The sequence below is a fragment of the Pseudomonas sp. CFII68 genome, assembly GCF_000416195.1.
In the GTDB taxonomy this organism is placed as follows: Bacteria; Pseudomonadota; Gammaproteobacteria; order Pseudomonadales; family Pseudomonadaceae; genus Aquipseudomonas; species Aquipseudomonas kilonensis.
Window position 1 is genome coordinate 19751 of sequence record NZ_ATLN01000112.1, and the last position, 16434, is coordinate 36184.

Consider the following 16434-nt stretch of genomic DNA (forward strand, 5'->3'; position numbering starts at 1 on the left):
GACGAGTGCAACGAGGCTGCGATCTTTTCCCAGACAATTAAGTCTTGAGCGAAAGATCAAAAGATCGCAGCCTTCGGCAGCTCCTACAGGGATAGGCGCGGGCCGAACATCAGGGCCACCTCAGGCTTATTGAGCCCCAGCGCGCAGTTGCTGCTGCAAGTTCTGGATCTGCGCTTGCAAGGTGTTGATGTTGCGAGTGACCTGGCCGCGGAAGGCGTCGAACTCGGCAGTGTTGCCGTTATCCTGCTGGCTCTTGAGCACGATCACGTCTTGCTCCAGGCGGTCGATGGCCGAGTTGGAGGTGGCTCTTTTCAGGGCGGTGATGTCAGCACCGATGCTCTTGAGCTGGGCATCCAGGGCACCACCCTCACCCTGGTTTTTCAGGGCGGTCACTTCAGCCACCAGCGTCTTGACCTGGGCTTGGAGCTCCTTGTTGGACGCTTGCAACTGGGTGTTGGTGTTCTGCTGTTCAGTGGCCTGGGCAATGAGCTGGGCCAGTTCCTTGTCCAGGTCGGCGGACGGGCCGAAGGTCGCTTGCTGTTGCTTGTACTGCTCCAGCAGTTTGCTGTCGAATTGTTTGCCCTGATCCTGCAACTTGTTTTCCAACTGCTTGATTTGCAGTTTCAAGGCCTCACTGTCGCTCATCACATTCGACTGACCAGCGACGACCTTGCCGGAAAACTCCTGCAGGCGTCCCGCCGCATCTTCACTGATCCGCGCGAAGCTCTCCTGGGTGGCCACCAGTTGCTGCTCCATCAGGGAAATCTGCTGGAAGCTCCACCAGGCCAGGAAACCGAACGCACACAACAACGCACCGACCAATGCCCACAGCGGCCCGGTGCTGGGGCCCTTGACCTTGGCCGCCGCGGCAGCGGGCGCAGAGCGGGCTTGCGCAGGGGGCTGGCGGTTGGGCAGAAAGTCATCGTCATCGGGAATGTCGGCCCGCATCCGCAGGCTCGGTACATCGTCGAAGTCGTCGTTGGCATCGTTACGCATGGGCATTGGTTCAACCTTTGGGAAACCGGTGATGGCTTGATACGGCAAGTATAACCCCCTCGCCCGCCGCACCGATTGACCCCAAACATGGCACTCGGTTCATGACGGGCCGATCAGCGGGCAGTTTGGACCTTCCACCAGGCACAAAATTCATCAAGGGCGGTCCACAGGCTGACCTGCGGGTCGTAATCGAGATAATGCCGGGCCCGGCTGATGTCCAAGGTGAAATTCTTGTTCATGACCTGCATGCCCAGGCGCGACAGCGTTGGTTCGGGGCGGCCCGGCCACAATTTGCAGAAACCTTCATTCAGGGCCGCGACACTATAAGCCAAGCCGTAGGAACGATAACGCCGGACCTGCGGGACTTCCATCTGGCGCATCACATAATTGACCACATCCCACAGCGGAACCGGTGCCCCATTGCTGATGTTATAGGCCTTGCCCAACGCTGAATCGGTCGCCAGCAGGCTGCTGAGCAGCGCTTCGTTGAGGTTTTGCACGCTGGTGAAATCCACTTTGTTCAGCCCGTTGCCGACAATCGCCAGGCGCCCCTTGCGCTGCATTTTCAACAAGCGCGGAAAAATGCTCATGTCACCGGCACCGGTCACGAAACGCGGGCGCAGGGCCAGCACTTCGAGGCCGAACTCCTGGGCGCCGAAGACTTTCTGCTCGGCCAGGTACTTGGTGGCCGCGTAAGGGTGCTTGAAACGCTTGGGGACTTGTTCTTCGGTCAACCCAAGGTGGTCACGACCGTCGAAGTAGATGGACGGCGAGGACAGATGAACCAGGCGGCGCACCTTCTGCTTGAGGCAGGCCTCGACAACATTTTCCGTGACCTGGACATTGCCCTGGTGGAAATCCTGGTAGCGACCCCAAAGCCCCACGGAGCCGGCACAGTGCACCACGGCCTCGACATCCAGGCACAAATCCCGGGCCAGCAGCGGGTCGCTCAGATCCCCTTGGACAAACTGTGCACCGCGACGCACCAGGTGTTCCACGCTCTCGGCCCGGCGACCGTTGACCCGTACATCCAGGCCTTGCTCCAGGGCGAAACGCGCAAAGCGCCCGCCGATGAAGCCGCTCGCGCCGGTGACCAGAATTTTCATGAATGCTCCTAAGAAATGCGGTTACGAGCCTCGCGCTACAACCTGCAAATTTATCTGTGCGCCGCTTTTACCTGCAGCTTGACGTCTACGGCGCCTCCCAAGGCACCAGCCACTGCCGGGAGGCGCGGATCAACTGTTCGGTCAACAAGCCAAGCAACTGCCCGCCATTGCGCCAATGATGCCAGTACAGCGGCACATCGATCGGTTTATCTGCCAGCAATTCCACCAGCACGCCGCGCTCCAGCTGTTCGCGCGCCTGCAGCTCCGGCACGAGCCCCCAGCCGAGCCCGACTTCAGCAAGACGAATGAAACCTTCGGACGAGGGGCACAGATGGTGCTCGAAACCGCCCTCCACGCCCACGGACGCGAGGTAGCGGTGCTGCAGGAAATCATCCGGGCCAAACACCAATGCCGGCGTACGGGCCAGTTGATCGGCCCGCACGCCGTCGGGGAAATGCCGGGCGATGAACCCCGGGCTGGCCAGCGCCCGGTAACGCATCGCCCCCAGCAACACGCTGCGGGCGCCAGCCACCGGGCGTTCGCTGGCGCAGACACATGCCGCCACTTCACCGGCGCGCATGCGCTTGAGGCCAACGGTCTGGTCCTCCACCACCAAGTCGAGCAACAGATGCTGCTCGGCGCAGAAATCGCCCACGGCCGCCGCCCACCAGGTCGCCAGGCTGTCGGCATTCAGGGCGATACGCAAACGCTCCGGCAGGCCCTCTTCATCCAGGGCCGGCACCAGGCTTTGCAGGTCGCGCTCAAGCAGACGCACCTGCTGCACGTGATTGAGCAGCCGGCGGCCGATTTCCGTGGGTGCCGGCGGCGTGGCACGCACCAGCACCGGCTGGCCAACGCGCGCTTCCAGCAGTTTGATCCGTTGGGAAATGGCCGATTGCGACAAACCCAACACCTGGGCCGCGCGCTCGAAACCGGCCTGCTCGACCACGGCAGCCAGGGCAGAGAGCAATTTGTAATCGAACATCAGTTTTCCTAATGAGCAATCAGCAGGATTGGTTTTTCTTATACAGCTTGCCACCGGAGAATGGCCAGCATTCAGGTATCGATGGGGAGTAAAAATCATGTGGCAAAGTTATGTGAACGGACTGCTGGTGGCCCTCGGGCTGATCATGGCCATCGGCGCGCAGAACGCGTTTGTGCTGGCCCAGAGCCTGCGCCGCGAGCATCACTTGCCGGTCGCCGCGTTGTGTATCACCTGCGATGCACTGCTGGTGGCCGCTGGCGTGTTCGGACTGGCAACGCTGCTGGCCCAGAGCCCGATGTTGCTGGCAATTGCCCGCTGGGGTGGCGCGGTTTTCCTGCTCTGGTACGGCAGCCAGGCGTTGCGTCGGGCTTGTTCGAAGCAAAGCCTGCAACAAGGTGAGCACCAGGCCGTGCGCTCGCTGCGGGCGGTGCTGCTCAGCGCCCTGGCGGTGACACTGCTCAACCCCCACGTCTACCTCGACACCGTGCTGCTGATCGGTTCCCTCGGTGCCCAGCAGAGCGTACCCGGTGCCTATGTCGTGGGCGCGGCCAGTGCCTCGCTGCTGTGGTTCCTCACCCTGGCCATCGGCGCGGCATGGCTGGCCCCCTGGTTGGCCCGTCCAAGCACCTGGCGGATCCTGGACCTGTTGGTGGCAGTGATGATGTTGACCGTGGCGGTGCAATTGATCGTCAACGGCTGATTATTCCAAACCGCTCTGGAACCTCTATTCCACACAGTTGTTGCGTGGTTATGCCGCACCCCCAGTGCTATGATCCGACTCCTGCGCCGCAAAGAGTACAAACTCCCCGGCGCTAGTCTGGCCGCCCGTGATCGGCCTTGCGCTCACCGCAACTGACCTGATTAGGAGAATCACCATGGCTTTCGAATTGCCGCCTCTGCCCTATGCACACGATGCACTGCAGCCGCACATCTCCAAAGAGACTCTGGAATACCACCACGACAAGCACCACAACACCTATGTCGTGAACCTGAACAACCTGGTGCCTGGCACCGAGTTCGAAGGCAAGACCCTGGAAGAAATCGTCAAGACTTCCTCGGGCGGTATCTTCAACAACGCCGCTCAGATCTGGAACCACACCTTCTACTGGAACTGCCTGGCGCCAAACGCCGGCGGTCAACCAACCGGCGCGCTGGCTGAAGCCATCAATGCGGCCTTCGGTTCGTTCGACAAGTTCAAGGAAGAATTCAGCAAGACGTCCATCGGCACCTTCGGTTCCGGCTGGGGCTGGCTGGTGAAAAAGGCTGACGGTTCCCTGGCCCTGGCCAGCACCATCGGCGCCGGCAACCCGCTGACCAGCGGCGACACCCCGCTGCTGACCTGCGACGTCTGGGAACACGCCTACTACATCGACTACCGCAACGTTCGTCCGAAATACGTCGAAGCGTTCTGGAACCTGGTCAACTGGAAATTCGTCGCCGAGCAGTTCGAAGGCAAAGCCTTCACTGCCTAAGCTCGATGCCAGACAAAGGAAACCCGGCGCCGTGCCGGGTTTTTTTTGCGCGGCAAAATTGAGTGCAAACAAAATACCTCGCGTCCGGAACCCAAGAAAAAATCCCTGGAGGCCTCAAGTTGCGGCGCCTTCCAACCGACACAATGGTCGTAGAGCAATCACTCTGGAAAAAACGTACATCGGTCAGGTTTCAAGCGAAAACCCTTGTGTTTGATTGTCCCTTTGACTGACATCACAGGATTGCCAATACTCATGGCAACTTGACGCTACCCGCACGGAACAAGGAACCACTCTTTGAAGCTGGAACTCAAGAACAGCTTGTCTGTGAAGTTGCTCCGGGTCGTGCTCCTCTCGGCATTGATCGTTGGCATGGTCTTGAGCTGCGCCCAGATCGTGTTCGATGCCTACAAAACCAACCAGGCCGTCGCCAGTGACGCCCAACGGATCCTCGACATGTTCCGCGATCCTTCGACCCAGGCCGTCTACAGCCTGGACCGGGAGATGGGCATGCAAGTGATCGAGGGCCTGTTCCAGGACGAAGCCGTACGCATGGCTTCCATCGGCCATCCCCGCGAAACCATGCTCGCCGAAAAAACCCGGCCCTTGCAGCACTCCGAAAGCCGCTGGCTGACCGACCTGATCCTGGGCAAGGAACGCACGTTCACCACGCAACTGGTGGGACGCGGGCCCTACAGCGAATATTACGGTGACCTGAGCATTACCCTCGACACCGCCACCTACGGCGAGGGCTTCATCGTCAGCTCGGTGATCATCTTCATCTCCGGGATGCTGCGGGCCCTGGCCATGGGCCTGGTGCTGTACCTGGTCTATCACTGGCTGCTGACCAGGCCGTTGTCGCGGATCATCCAGCACCTGACCGAAATCAACCCTGACCGCCCCAGCGCACACAAGATCCCGCAGTTGCGCGGCCACGAACAAAACGAGCTGGGCCTGTGGATCAATACGGCCAATCAACTGCTCGAATCCATCGAGCGCAACACGCACCTGCGCCACGAAGCGGAAAACAGCCTGCTGCGCATGGCCCAGTACGACTTCCTCACCGGCCTGCCCAACCGCCAGCAGCTGCAACAGCAACTGGACAAGATCCTGGTGGACGCCGGGCGCCTGCAACGCCGGGTGGCGGTGCTGTGTGTGGGGCTGGATGATTTCAAGGGCATCAACGAACAGTTCAGCTATCAGACCGGCGACCAGCTGCTGCTGGCCCTGGCCGACCGGCTGCGGGCCCACAGCGGCCGGCTCGGCGCACTGGCGCGGCTGGGGGGCGATCAGTTCGCCCTGGTCCAGGCCGACATCGAACAGCCTTACGAGGCCGCCGAACTGGCCCAGAGTATTCTTGATGACCTGGAAGCGCCGTTCGCCATCGACGATCAGCAAATCCGCCTGCGGGCCACCATCGGCATCACCCTTTTCCCCGAGGATGGCGACAGTACCGAAAAGCTGTTGCAGAAAGCCGAGCAGACCATGACCCTGGCCAAGAGCCGCTCGCGCAATCGCTACCAGTTCTACATTGCCAGCGTCGACAGCGAGATGCGTCGCCGGCGCGAACTGGAGAAAGACTTGCGCGAGGCCCTGGCCCGTGAGCAGTTCACCCTGGTGTACCAACCGCAGATCAGCTACCGCGACCTACGAGTAGTGGGCACTGAAGCCCTGATCCGCTGGCACCACCCCGAGCACGGCCTGGTGCCGCCGGACCTGTTCATTCCCCTGGCCGAGCAGAACGGCACCATCATCGCCATCGGTGAGTGGGTGCTGGACCAGGCTTGCAAGCAACTGCGCGAATGGCACGACCAGGGCTTCCTCGACCTGCGCATGGCAGTCAACCTCTCCACGGTGCAACTGCACCACGCCGAACTGCCGCGGGTGGTGAACAATCTCCTGCAAATGTACCGGCTGCCGCCGCGCAGCCTGGAGCTGGAAGTCACCGAGACCGGCCTGATGGAAGACATCACCACCGCAGCCCAGCATTTGTTGAGCCTGCGCCGCTCCGGGGCGCTGATTGCCATCGATGACTTCGGGACCGGCTATTCGTCCTTGAGCTACCTCAAGAGCCTGCCGCTGGACAAGATCAAGATCGACAAGAGCTTCGTCCAGGACCTGCTCGACGACGAGGACGACGCAACCATCGTCCGGGCCATCATCCAGTTGGGCAAAAGCCTGGGCATGCAGGTCATTGCCGAGGGCGTCGAGACGGTCGAGCAGGAAGCCTACATCATCGCCGAGGGCTGCCACGAAGGTCAGGGGTATTACTACAGCAAACCGCTGCCGGCACGGGAATTGGGCCTTTACCTGAAGCAGGCCGAGCGCAGCAAGGTTTCCATCATCTAACTCCCCCCGAGCGCCAAGCCTTTGTAGGAGCTGGCGAAGCCTGCGATCTTTTGATCTTTAGCTTGAGACTCAAGTGTTTGGGGAAAGATCGCAGCCTCGCTTCGCTCGGCAGCTCCTACAGACGCTACCGAAGGCGGCAACTCCCATCATTAAATAAGAAATATTTACACCTGCAACCCTTTACACATAATGCAAATCTTTCGCATTATGTCGCAGTTTTTGCGCACCCTCGCGCCTGTCCCATCCATCACCGAAGCAGGATGTTCGCCATGATTCGTATGCCCCTGGCTACCGCCAGTCTGCTGGCCATCGCTATTTCCCTCGCCGGTTGCGGCGAAGGCAAAGACAAGGCCGCCGCGCCGCAAGCGCCAACGCCGGCCGCCAGCACCGCGGCACCGGTCGCCCCTGCTGCTGCCGGCAAAGTCGACGAAGCTGCCGCCAAGGCCGTTGTCGCGCACTACGCCGACATCGTTTATGCCGTCTACAGCGATGCCGAATCCACGGCAAAAACCCTGCAAACCGCCGTCGACGCGTTCCTGGCCAAGCCGAACGCCGAGACCCTGAAAGCCGCCAAGGCTGCCTGGGTCGCCGCACGCGTGCCTTACCTGCAAAGCGAAGTGTTCCGCTTCGGCAACACCATCATCGACGACTGGGAAGGCCAAGTGAACGCCTGGCCGCTGGACGAAGGCCTGATCGACTACGTCGACAAATCCTACGAGCACGCCTTGGGTAACCCGGGCGCCACCGCCAACATCATCGCCAACACCGAAGTCCAGGTCGGCGAAGACAAGGTCGACGTCAAAGACATCACGGCGGAAAAACTTGCCGGCCTGAACGAGCTGGGCGGTTCCGAGGCCAACGTCGCCACCGGCTACCACGCCATCGAATTCCTGCTGTGGGGCCAGGACCTCAACGGCACCGGCCCGGGTGCCGGCAACCGCCCGGCGTCCGACTATCTGCAAGGTGCCGGCGCCACCGGCGGCCACAACGACCGTCGTCGTGCCTACCTCAAGTCCGTGACCCAATTGCTGGTCAACGACCTGGAAGAGATGGTCGGCAACTGGAAGCCGAACGTGACCGACAACTACCGCGCCACCCTGGAAGCCGAGCCAGGCGAAAGCGGCCTGCGCAAGATGCTGTTCGGCATGGGCAGCCTGTCCCTGGGTGAACTGGCGGGCGAGCGCATGAAGGTGTCCCTGGAAGCCAACTCGCCAGAAGACGAGCAGGATTGCTTCAGCGACAACACTCATAACTCGCACTTCTACGATGCCAAGGGCGTTCGTAACGTGTACCTGGGCGAATACACCCGTGTAGACGGCACCAAGATGACCGGTGCGAGCCTGTCGTCCCTGGTCGCCAAGGCCGATCCGGCCGCGGACACCGCGCTCAAGGCCGACCTGGCCGACACCGAGGCCAAGATCCAGGTCATGGTCGATCACGCCAACAAGGGTGAGCACTACGACCAACTGATCGCCGCCGGCAACACCGCGGGTAACCAGATCGTGCGCGACGCCATCGCCGCACTGGTCAAGCAGACCGGTTCGATCGAACAGGCTGCGGGCAAACTGGGCATCAGCGACCTGAACCCGGACAGCGCTGATCACGAGTTCTGATCAACGCCGGCTGGCTGAAGCGGATTAACGCAGCCAGCCAAACCACAAAACCTGTGGGAGCGAGCTTGCTCGCGATAGCGGTGGGTCAAGCAACGGCAATGTTGACTGTGTCGACGCTTTCGCGAGCAAGCCCGCTCCCACAGGAATTTCGTCGCTTGTGGTCATCACTGCAACCCCGCCAACCGCCCTTCGATAAACCGCCGTTCCGGCAATTGCTGCGTCAACTCAAGCGCGCGTCGATACGCCGCCCTCGCCTCGTCCAATCGCCCCAGTTGACGACAGAACTCCGCCTGTGCCGAGTAGGCCAGGTGATAATCGAGTAATTCCCCACGCCCCAGGATCGCCTCGACCAGGCGCAAGCCGACTTCCGGTCCGTCGCGCTTGGCCAGGGCGGCGGCGCGGTTGAGTTCGATCACCGGTGACGGCACGGCCCGCAACAGCACATCATAAAGCCCGACGATCTGCGGCCAGTCGGTCTCCTGCGCCGTCGGTGCTTCGGCATGCACCGCCGCAATCGCCGCTTGCAGGCAGTACGGCCCGAACCGCCGGGTTTTCAGCGCGGCTTCCACCAACGTGCAGCCCTCGGCGATCAGCTCGGCATCCCACAAGGATCGCGCCTGTTCATCCAGCAGGATCAGTTCACCGGTCGATGACGTTCGCGCCGGGCGCCGGGATTCGTGCAGCAGCATCAACGCCAGCAACCCCATGACCTCAGCCTCGGGCAGCAACTCCATCAGCAGGCGCCCGAGGCGGATGGCTTCGCGCGTCAGGTCTTCGCGGGTCAGCTCGGCGCCCATCGTGGCCGAATAACCCTCGTTGAACACCAGGTAGATCACCCGCAGCACGCTGTCCAGCCGTTCCGGCAGTTCCGCGCGAGACGGCACTTGGTAGGGGATCCTGGCATCGCGGATTTTCGCCTTGGCCCGCACGATACGCTGGGCAATGGCCGCCGGGGCGGCGAGGAAAGCCCGGGCGATTTGCTCGGTGGTCAGGTCGCAGACTTCCCGCAGCGTCAGGGGCACCTGGGCGTCCGCCGCCAGGGCCGGGTGGCAACAGGTGAAAATCAGCCGCAGGCGATCGTCTTCCACGTCTTCGTCACTCCACTGGCCCTGCTCCAGCGCTTCGAGCTGGGCGATCAACATCGGCCGGGACGCGGCGAAACGCGCACGCCGGCGCAAACTGTCGATGGCTTTGAAACGCCCGGCAGACACCAGCCAGGCCCGCGGGTTGTCCGGCACACCGTCGCGCTGCCAGCGCTCGACCGCAATGAAAAAGGCCTCGTGCATGGCTTCTTCGGCAAGGTTGAAGTCCCCCAACAGACGAATCAGTGTCGCCAGGATCCGCCGCGAGTCTTGCCGATATACCTGCTCGACCCGCGCCTTGACCGTTTCGGCCGACATCAGTCGGACATGCCTTGGGGGCCCCACCCTTGGACCGGCAAGGACGGCTCGGTCCAGGCGCGGAAAACCTTCTGGCGCGGGGGATCGATCACCCGGCTGATGGATAACGCGTAAGGGGCAGTTGCACGGTTCATGAGTGAAGTCCTGTTTGTATTTGTTGTTCAGGGGTTCAGTTGGCGTACCGGTCGTACTTCGACGCAGCCGACCCGGGCCGCCGGGATATTGCCGGCGACCTGGAGGGCTTCGTTGAGGTCCTTGGCATCGATCAGGTAGAAGCCCGCCAGTTGCTCCTTGGTTTCGGCGAACGGGCCGTCGGTGATCGACAGCTTGCCGCCGCGCATGCGTACCGTGGTGGCGGTCTGTACCGACTCCAGGGCCTCGGCGGCCAGCATGCGCCCACTGCCCTGGATCGATTCGGCATAGGCCATGCACTCGGCGTCCTCCGGGCTGTCGGGCGAGTTGTGCAGCGTGTGTTCGTTGCTATACACCAGGCATAGGTACTTCATGGGAGGCTCCGTGATCGGACTGATCAACTATGGACGGCAGAATGGTGCTCGGCGAAAAAACCGACGATCAGGGCTGCAGGTCGAACAGCGCCGTACCGGCCATTGGGTCGAACGGTGCGGACCAATGTTCGTGGACGATCCGCCATTGCCCGGCTACACGCTGGTAGCAGGCCGTCACGCGCATCCAGCAAGCCTGTTCCTCGCCTTTTTCGTTGGTGCCGCCGCAATAGGCCAGCCAGTGGGCAAAAGCGATGTTGTCGGCCGGGGTAATCTTGACCTGATGGAAGTCGAACTTGTGCGGACCGGGGCACATTTCCATGCAGGCTTGCCAATGGGCCCGGTAAGCGACCTTGCCCTTGAATTGCAAGGCCTGGATGGCATCGAACGAGACGATGTCTTCGTCATAGAGTGCCATGACCTTTTCAACGTCCTTGGCCATGACCGCTTGGCGATAGGTGTCGATCAGGGCCTGGATTTCAGTTTCAGTGGCTTGGGTATTCATGGTGATTCTCCGCAGTTTTTTGTTGAAGACACCCTTTGTCGTTTGGAGAAACAGTGAATCGACAACCCAACAAAAATAATTCAAAGAAAAAAATTCGCTAGAATCCAGGTCCTATTCTGCCGACAAACAACGGACGTTCTTGTGACCGCTCAGCTCGTACCCTACGAAGACCTGACCCCGCTGCAACGCGAACAGGTCACCGCGATCGAAATCCACCCCGAACAGATCAAGTTCGCTGGCGATATCCACGGTGCCCTGCACACGCTGCTGTCCAAGCCCGGCCCCGGGGTCAAAGGGTTTGCGCTATTGGCTAAAGAGGTGCCGGTGGCCTTCCTGCTGCTCAAGCGCCCTCCGGTGCTGCCCGCCTGGGCCAATGAACACAGCGCCACCCTGCATGCCCTGCAAGTCGATCACCGGGCCCAGGGCAAAGGTTATGGCAAGGCCTGCCTGCAGGCGCTACCCGCCGTGGCGCGAGCCGCCTGGCCGGAAATCCGCGGGTTGGAACTGTCGGTTGACGCCGATAACGACTCGGCCATTGGCCTGTACGCCCGGCTGGGTTGGGTCGACAGTGGCGAAGCCTACAAGGGCCGCATTGGTTACGAGCGGCGAATGGGGTTGGCGTTCTGACACCTGCCCCCGTAGGAGCTGTCGAGCGAAGCGAGGCTGCGATCTTTCCACAGCCAATCAAGTCTTAGAGCCAAGATCAAAAGATCGCAGCCTTCGGCAGCTCCTACACGGCGCCTGGACTTTTGAGCGGGATCCAGATCTCCAGGGTGCCTTCGCCGGTCCTGGGGTTGAAATCCTCGCTGTAGCGCTCGAACTCCGGCAGCTCGGCGGCTGTATGACCGGAATGTGGCAGCCACTCGTTCCAGATGTATTGGAACGTGTCCGGTAGTTGTTTCAACGGCCCCTTGTGTTCGAAGACGGCGTAATACCCAGGCTGGATTTCGATCCAGCGGTATTGCTCCGGCAGATCGTCGAGCCGGCTGATTTCCACGCCAGCGATGTATTCGAACCCACCCTTCCCGTCCGGGTTGCAACACACGCCGTAGGTCACTTCATCTTTCTGCCCTGGCACCTTGCCGAGCCAGGGCAGGAACTTTTCCCAGAGCAAAGGGATGTCCTGGGCAGTGTCCTGAGTAAACCGAGCACCAAAGCCGGCGATAAGCTGAAAACGTCCCTGTTCAAAGCGTGGTTCGGCTGTGTAATCGCGTTTGTGCTTTTCCATTCGGCAACACTCCAGCAAACGTGAAGTCGGGCTTGGCAGTATAGAAGCCAAACGGTGATTGCCAGGGCCGTTTCGCTGGTCAGATTCCGGGGAAGGCGCTGGTGACGGCTTTTCCTACAAACTCGTTGTAGCCAGAAACGATCACGTACACCGCGAAATAGCAGAAGATCGCGGCGGATGCCCAATAGGAGTAACGCAGCAGTTTATCCCCCAACAATTTACCGCCCTGGGTTGCCGCCAGGCACAGAGCCGCGCACCACAACAACCCGGCGCAGAGAAAACCACTGAGGAACAGCGCCGAGCTGAGCAAGGTGCCACCACCCGAACGTGCGATCAGTGTGCCGCCCACCGCTGCAAACCAGAGGATGGCACTGGGCGATGACATGGCCAGGAAAATCCCGCGAAAGAACTCATGGCGCGAGGAGTTGCCCTGCACCTCGCCGGCCTCGGCGAGCACGGCGCTGTGATAGATCGCCGAGTGGATCATCTTCGCTGCGAAATACAGCAACAGCACCGAGCCACCGAGCCACAGCACCCAACGCACCGCCTCGTATTGCAGCAGCACGGTCATGCCGGCCAGGGCCAGGACGGCATAGACCAGATCGCCTACGCAGGTGCCCAGGCCCAGGGCGAAACCCTGGAAGTAACCGCGCTGCATCGCCAGGGTGATCATCGCGATATTGGCCACGCCAATGTCCAGGCACAGGGAGAGACTCAGCAGGAAACCGCTGGAAAATTCCATCATTCATTCCGTTCGATTGGGCTACAGCGAATTCAACTGCCCGCAGCCGGCGTTGATGGCTGCGTGGCAAGGTCGACAGTGTCGTCGAAAATAGTTGCGCGCGGCTACTGGACAATCCGACATCCGCCCGATTATCTTTCGCCGCAGGCCACCGCAGTGGCCAACGTCGCTCGGACGGTTCCGGGCGCTCACGTATCTCGAGGCAACAATGGCCGAACAAGGTTCGCCGCGCCGCTTTGCGCGCATCGATCGACTCCCCCCTTACGTATTCAATATCACTGCCGAGCTGAAGATGGCTGCGCGTCGGCGCGGCGAAGACATCATCGACTTGAGCATGGGTAACCCCGACGGCGCCACGCCCCCGCACATCGTGGAAAAGCTGGTCACCGTCGCCCAGCGGGAAGACACCCACGGCTATTCCACCTCCAAAGGCATCCCGCGCCTGCGCCGCGCCATTTCGCGCTGGTACAAGGACCGCTACGAGGTGGACATTGACCCGGAAACCGAAGCCATTGTCACCATCGGTTCCAAGGAAGGCCTGGCCCACCTGATGCTGGCAACCCTGGACCAGGGCGACACGGTGCTGGTGCCCAACCCCAGCTATCCGATCCACATCTACGGCGCGGTGATCGCCGGCGCCCAGGTGCGTTCGGTACCGCTGGTGCCGGGCGTGGATTTCTTCGCTGAACTGGAGCGGGCCATCCGCGGCTCGATTCCCAAGCCGAAGATGATGATCCTGGGCTTTCCCTCCAACCCCACCGCCCAGTGCGTGGAGCTGGATTTCTTCGAACGGGTCATCGCCCTGGCCAAGCAGTACGACGTGCTGGTGATCCACGACCTGGCCTACGCCGACATCGTCTACGACGGCTGGAAAGCCCCATCGATCATGCAGGTGCCTGGCGCGAAAGACATCGCGGTGGAGTTCTTCACCCTGTCCAAGAGCTACAACATGGCCGGCTGGCGCATCGGTTTCATGGTGGGCAACCCGGAACTGGTCAACGCCCTGGCGCGGATCAAGAGCTACCACGACTACGGCACCTTCACCCCGCTGCAAGTGGCCGCCATCGCCGCCCTTGAAGGCGACCAGCAATGCGTGCGCGACATCGCCGAGCAGTACCGCCAGCGCCGCAACGTATTGGTCAAGGGCCTGCATGAACTGGGCTGGATGGTGGAAAACCCCAAGGCGTCGATGTACGTCTGGGCCAAGATTCCCGAGGCCTATGCCCACCTGGGCTCACTGGAGTTTGCCAAGAAGCTGTTGGCCGAAGCCAAGGTCTGCGTCTCGCCGGGGGTGGGGTTTGGGGAATATGGGGATGATCACGTGCGCTTCGCGCTGATCGAAAACCAGGACCGGATTCGCCAGGCTGTGCGCGGGATCCGTGGGATGTTTCGGGCCGATGGGTTGATAAACAAACCTGGCGCCTGACGCAAGACCAACGGTGGGAGTTTGCTCCCACCCTGGCTCCACTGATCACCAGAAACCAATGTGGGAGCGAGCTTGCTCGCTCCCACAGGTTCAGATCACCAGCGACAACAGCAGGATAAAGATCAACCCCACCACGGACAGGATGGTTTCCATCGCGGTCCAGGTCTTGAAGGTTTCGGCCACGGTCATGTTGAAGTACTGCTTGACCAGCCAGAAGCCCGCGTCGTTGACGTGGGACAGGATCAACGAACCGGCACCGGTCGCCAACACCAGCAGCTCACGGTTCACACCCGGCATCATCCCCACCACCGGCACCACGATCCCGGCACCGGTAATGGTTGCCACCGTCGCCGAACCCGTCGCAATCCGAATCACTGCCGCCACCAGCCACGCCAACAGGATCGGCGAGATCTGTGCGCTGACCGCCATGTGGCCGATCACATCGCCCACGCCGCTGGTCACCAGCATCTGCTTGAAGCCGCCACCGGCACCGATGATCAGAATGATCGCGGCAGTCGGGGCCAGGCTTGCGTCCAGCCATTTGAGCATCTGGCTGGAGCCAATGCCCTGCTTGTAGCCGAAGGTGTACAGCGACAGCAGCAACGCCAGCAGCAAGGCCGAGATCGGGTGACCGATCATGTCCATCCAGACGCGGAAGAGGTTGCCGTCCGGCAGCGCTACGTCAGCAAAGGTCTTGAGCAGCATCAGGAACACCGGCGACAGTACGGTGATCAGGGTGATGCTGAAGCTTGGCAGCTCGGCGGAGTTCGTCTCGCGGGCCAGTTGATCCACCAGCTCCTGGTTCGGATGGCCGGGGATGTGCTTGGCAATGAACGTACCGAAGATCGGTCCGGCAATGATGGCCGTTGGCAGCGCCACGATCAGGCCGTAGAGAATGGTCTTGCCGATGTCAGCGCCAAATATGCCGATCGCCAGCAGCGGCCCCGGGTGCGGCGGCACCAGGCCGTGGACGGCGGAAAGGCCGGCCAGCAGCGGGATACCGATCTTGATGATCGACACGCCGGTACGGCGCGCAACGATGAACACCAGCGGGATCAGCAACACGAAGCCGATTTCGAAGAACAGCGGGATGCCCACCAGGAACGCGGCGAACATCATGGCCCACTGCACCTTGTCCTTGCCGAAGGCGCGGATCAGGGTCTGGGCGATCTGATCGGCCCCGCCCGACTCGGCCATCATTTTGCCGAGCATCGTGCCCAGCGCCAGGATGATGCCGACAAAGCCCAGCACGCCACCGAAGCCGTCCTGGAACGCCTTGATGATGGTGCCGGTCGGCATGCCCGACGTCAGGCCGAGGAACGCGGCGGCGATGGTCAGGGCAATGAACGGGTGGAATTTGAACTTGGTGATGAGGATGATGAGTCCGATCACCGTGACCACTGCATCAAGCAGCAGGAACGTCTCGTGGGACATGCCGAACATGGGAGGTGTCTCCTGATTTGTTGTTGTTATTGAAGCAGTTATTTATGAGTCGTCGGGACAGCGCTATCTTTCTGACGCAAATTTTTTGAAACTCAGCCGGCAAGCTTCAAACCATGGTCCAGCCACCAGACGTAAGCCTGATGCGCCAACTCCTCAACGCTGTGGCTGGACGCGTCCAGAGTCAGGGTCAGGGGCTCGCCAACAGGGGATTGAAGGGTGGCAAACTGGCTGTCGATCAAGGTCGACGGCATGAAATGACCGGGACGATGGGAAACGCGGTCGGCGGCCACTTCGGGGGTCAATTCAAGGAATACGAAGCCCAGGCCGGGCAAGGCACTGCGCAGACGCTCGCGATAACTGTGCTTGAGGGCCGAGCAGGTCAGCACCGGGCGCTCGCCCGTGGCGTCGACACGGCGCAACTCGTCGCACAGGCTGTCGAGCCAGCCGGCACGGTCGTCGTCGTTCAAAGGAATACCGGCGCTCATCTTCTGGATGTTGGCCGCGGGGTGGAAGGTGTCGCCTTCGATGGCGGTGGCGCCGCTCAATTGGCACAGGGCCTGGCTGACGCATGTCTTGCCGCAACCGGCAACGCCCATGATGACCAGGGCGGTGATGGGATTGTTCATGTAACACCTCAGCGCGCAGACAGCGCTACCTTTGCCAGTGATG

General features: G+C 61.3%; 16 protein-coding genes and 1 pseudogene. 6 read left to right on the top strand and 11 right to left on the bottom strand.

Going from position 1 to position 16434, the window contains the following annotated elements:
* Positions 1 to 126: 126 nt before the first annotated feature.
* The 3 genes from CFII68_RS07370 to CFII68_RS07360 all read right to left on the bottom strand — a co-directional run bounded on the left by CFII68_RS07370 (position 127) and on the right by CFII68_RS07360 (position 3087).
* Positions 127 to 1002: a hypothetical protein gene (locus tag CFII68_RS07370; RefSeq protein WP_018610946.1), complete on the bottom strand. Its 876-nt coding sequence runs from the start codon at positions 1000 to 1002 to the stop codon at positions 127 to 129.
* A gap of 107 nt (positions 1003 to 1109) precedes the next feature.
* Positions 1110 to 2102: an NAD(P)-dependent oxidoreductase gene (locus CFII68_RS07365; RefSeq protein ID WP_018610948.1), complete on the bottom strand. Its 993-nt coding sequence runs from the start codon at positions 2100 to 2102 to the stop codon at positions 1110 to 1112.
* 85 nt (positions 2103 to 2187) lie between these two features.
* Positions 2188 to 3087, bottom strand: coding sequence for a LysR family transcriptional regulator ArgP (locus CFII68_RS07360; RefSeq protein ID WP_018610950.1), 900 nt, complete (start codon positions 3085 to 3087; stop codon positions 2188 to 2190).
* Between the two features lie 97 nt (positions 3088 to 3184).
* Here CFII68_RS07360 and CFII68_RS07355 point away from each other — a divergent pair, with 97 nt between their 5' ends.
* From CFII68_RS07355 to CFII68_RS07340, 4 genes are all read left to right on the top strand, one after another.
* On the top strand, positions 3185 to 3787 hold the full coding sequence (locus tag CFII68_RS07355; RefSeq protein ID WP_018610952.1) for a LysE/ArgO family amino acid transporter: 603 nt from the start codon (positions 3185 to 3187) through the stop codon (positions 3785 to 3787).
* 175 nt (positions 3788 to 3962) lie between these two features.
* On the top strand, positions 3963 to 4559 hold the full coding sequence (locus CFII68_RS07350) for a superoxide dismutase (RefSeq protein ID WP_018610954.1): 597 nt from the start codon (positions 3963 to 3965) through the stop codon (positions 4557 to 4559).
* 294 nt (positions 4560 to 4853) lie between these two features.
* Positions 4854 to 6905: a bifunctional diguanylate cyclase/phosphodiesterase gene (locus CFII68_RS07345; protein WP_018610956.1), complete on the top strand. Its 2052-nt coding sequence runs from the start codon at positions 4854 to 4856 to the stop codon at positions 6903 to 6905.
* 269 nt (positions 6906 to 7174) lie between these two features.
* Positions 7175 to 8518 carry an imelysin family protein gene (locus tag CFII68_RS07340; protein WP_014336951.1) on the top strand — a complete coding sequence of 448 codons (1344 nt, stop codon included), beginning with the start codon at positions 7175 to 7177 and terminating at the stop codon, positions 8516 to 8518.
* 164 nt (positions 8519 to 8682) lie between these two features.
* Here CFII68_RS07340 and CFII68_RS07335 read toward each other — a convergent pair whose 3' ends face one another.
* The 4 genes and pseudogenes from CFII68_RS07335 to CFII68_RS07320 form a co-directional block, all read right to left on the bottom strand.
* Positions 8683 to 9918 carry an RNA polymerase sigma factor gene (locus CFII68_RS07335; RefSeq protein ID WP_018610959.1) on the bottom strand — a complete coding sequence of 412 codons (1236 nt, stop codon included), beginning with the start codon at positions 9916 to 9918 and terminating at the stop codon, positions 8683 to 8685.
* A 5-nt stretch (positions 9919 to 9923) separates the two neighbouring features.
* A pseudogene (locus CFII68_RS07330) lies at positions 9924 to 10052 on the bottom strand (polyketide cyclase); the annotation flags it as partial.
* A 27-nt stretch (positions 10053 to 10079) separates the two neighbouring features.
* Positions 10080 to 10424, bottom strand: a complete 345-nt coding sequence (locus tag CFII68_RS07325; RefSeq protein WP_018610963.1) for a YciI family protein — start codon at positions 10422 to 10424, stop codon at positions 10080 to 10082.
* Between the two features lie 67 nt (positions 10425 to 10491).
* On the bottom strand, positions 10492 to 10926 hold the full coding sequence (locus CFII68_RS07320; protein ID WP_018610965.1) for an SgcJ/EcaC family oxidoreductase: 435 nt from the start codon (positions 10924 to 10926) through the stop codon (positions 10492 to 10494).
* Positions 10927 to 11067: 141 nt separating this feature from the next.
* On the opposite strand from CFII68_RS07320, the gene CFII68_RS07315 reads away from it, so the two are divergent.
* A complete protein-coding gene (locus CFII68_RS07315; protein WP_018610967.1) occupies positions 11068 to 11553 on the top strand; it encodes an N-acetyltransferase in 486 nt (161 codons plus the stop codon).
* Positions 11554 to 11656: 103 nt separating this feature from the next.
* On the opposite strand, the gene CFII68_RS07310 is transcribed toward CFII68_RS07315, so the two are convergent.
* Positions 11657 to 12154: a GyrI-like domain-containing protein gene (locus CFII68_RS07310; RefSeq protein ID WP_018610971.1), complete on the bottom strand. Its 498-nt coding sequence runs from the start codon at positions 12152 to 12154 to the stop codon at positions 11657 to 11659.
* Positions 12155 to 12233: 79 nt separating this feature from the next.
* Complete coding sequence (locus tag CFII68_RS07305; protein WP_018610973.1) at positions 12234 to 12896, bottom strand: LysE family translocator; 663 nt, start codon at positions 12894 to 12896, stop codon at positions 12234 to 12236.
* 208 nt (positions 12897 to 13104) lie between these two features.
* On the opposite strand from CFII68_RS07305, the gene alaC reads away from it, so the two are divergent.
* Positions 13105 to 14322: an alanine transaminase gene (gene alaC / locus CFII68_RS07300; protein WP_003198594.1), complete on the top strand. Its 1218-nt coding sequence runs from the start codon at positions 13105 to 13107 to the stop codon at positions 14320 to 14322.
* A 90-nt stretch (positions 14323 to 14412) separates the two neighbouring features.
* On the opposite strand, the gene CFII68_RS07295 is transcribed toward alaC, so the two are convergent.
* Both CFII68_RS07295 and CFII68_RS07290 read right to left on the bottom strand, forming a co-directional pair.
* Complete coding sequence (locus CFII68_RS07295; RefSeq protein ID WP_018610977.1) at positions 14413 to 15765, bottom strand: GntP family permease; 1353 nt, start codon at positions 15763 to 15765, stop codon at positions 14413 to 14415.
* Between the two features lie 92 nt (positions 15766 to 15857).
* Positions 15858 to 16391, bottom strand: coding sequence for a gluconokinase (locus CFII68_RS07290; RefSeq protein ID WP_018610979.1), 534 nt, complete (start codon positions 16389 to 16391; stop codon positions 15858 to 15860).
* Positions 16392 to 16434: the final 43 nt, after the last annotated feature.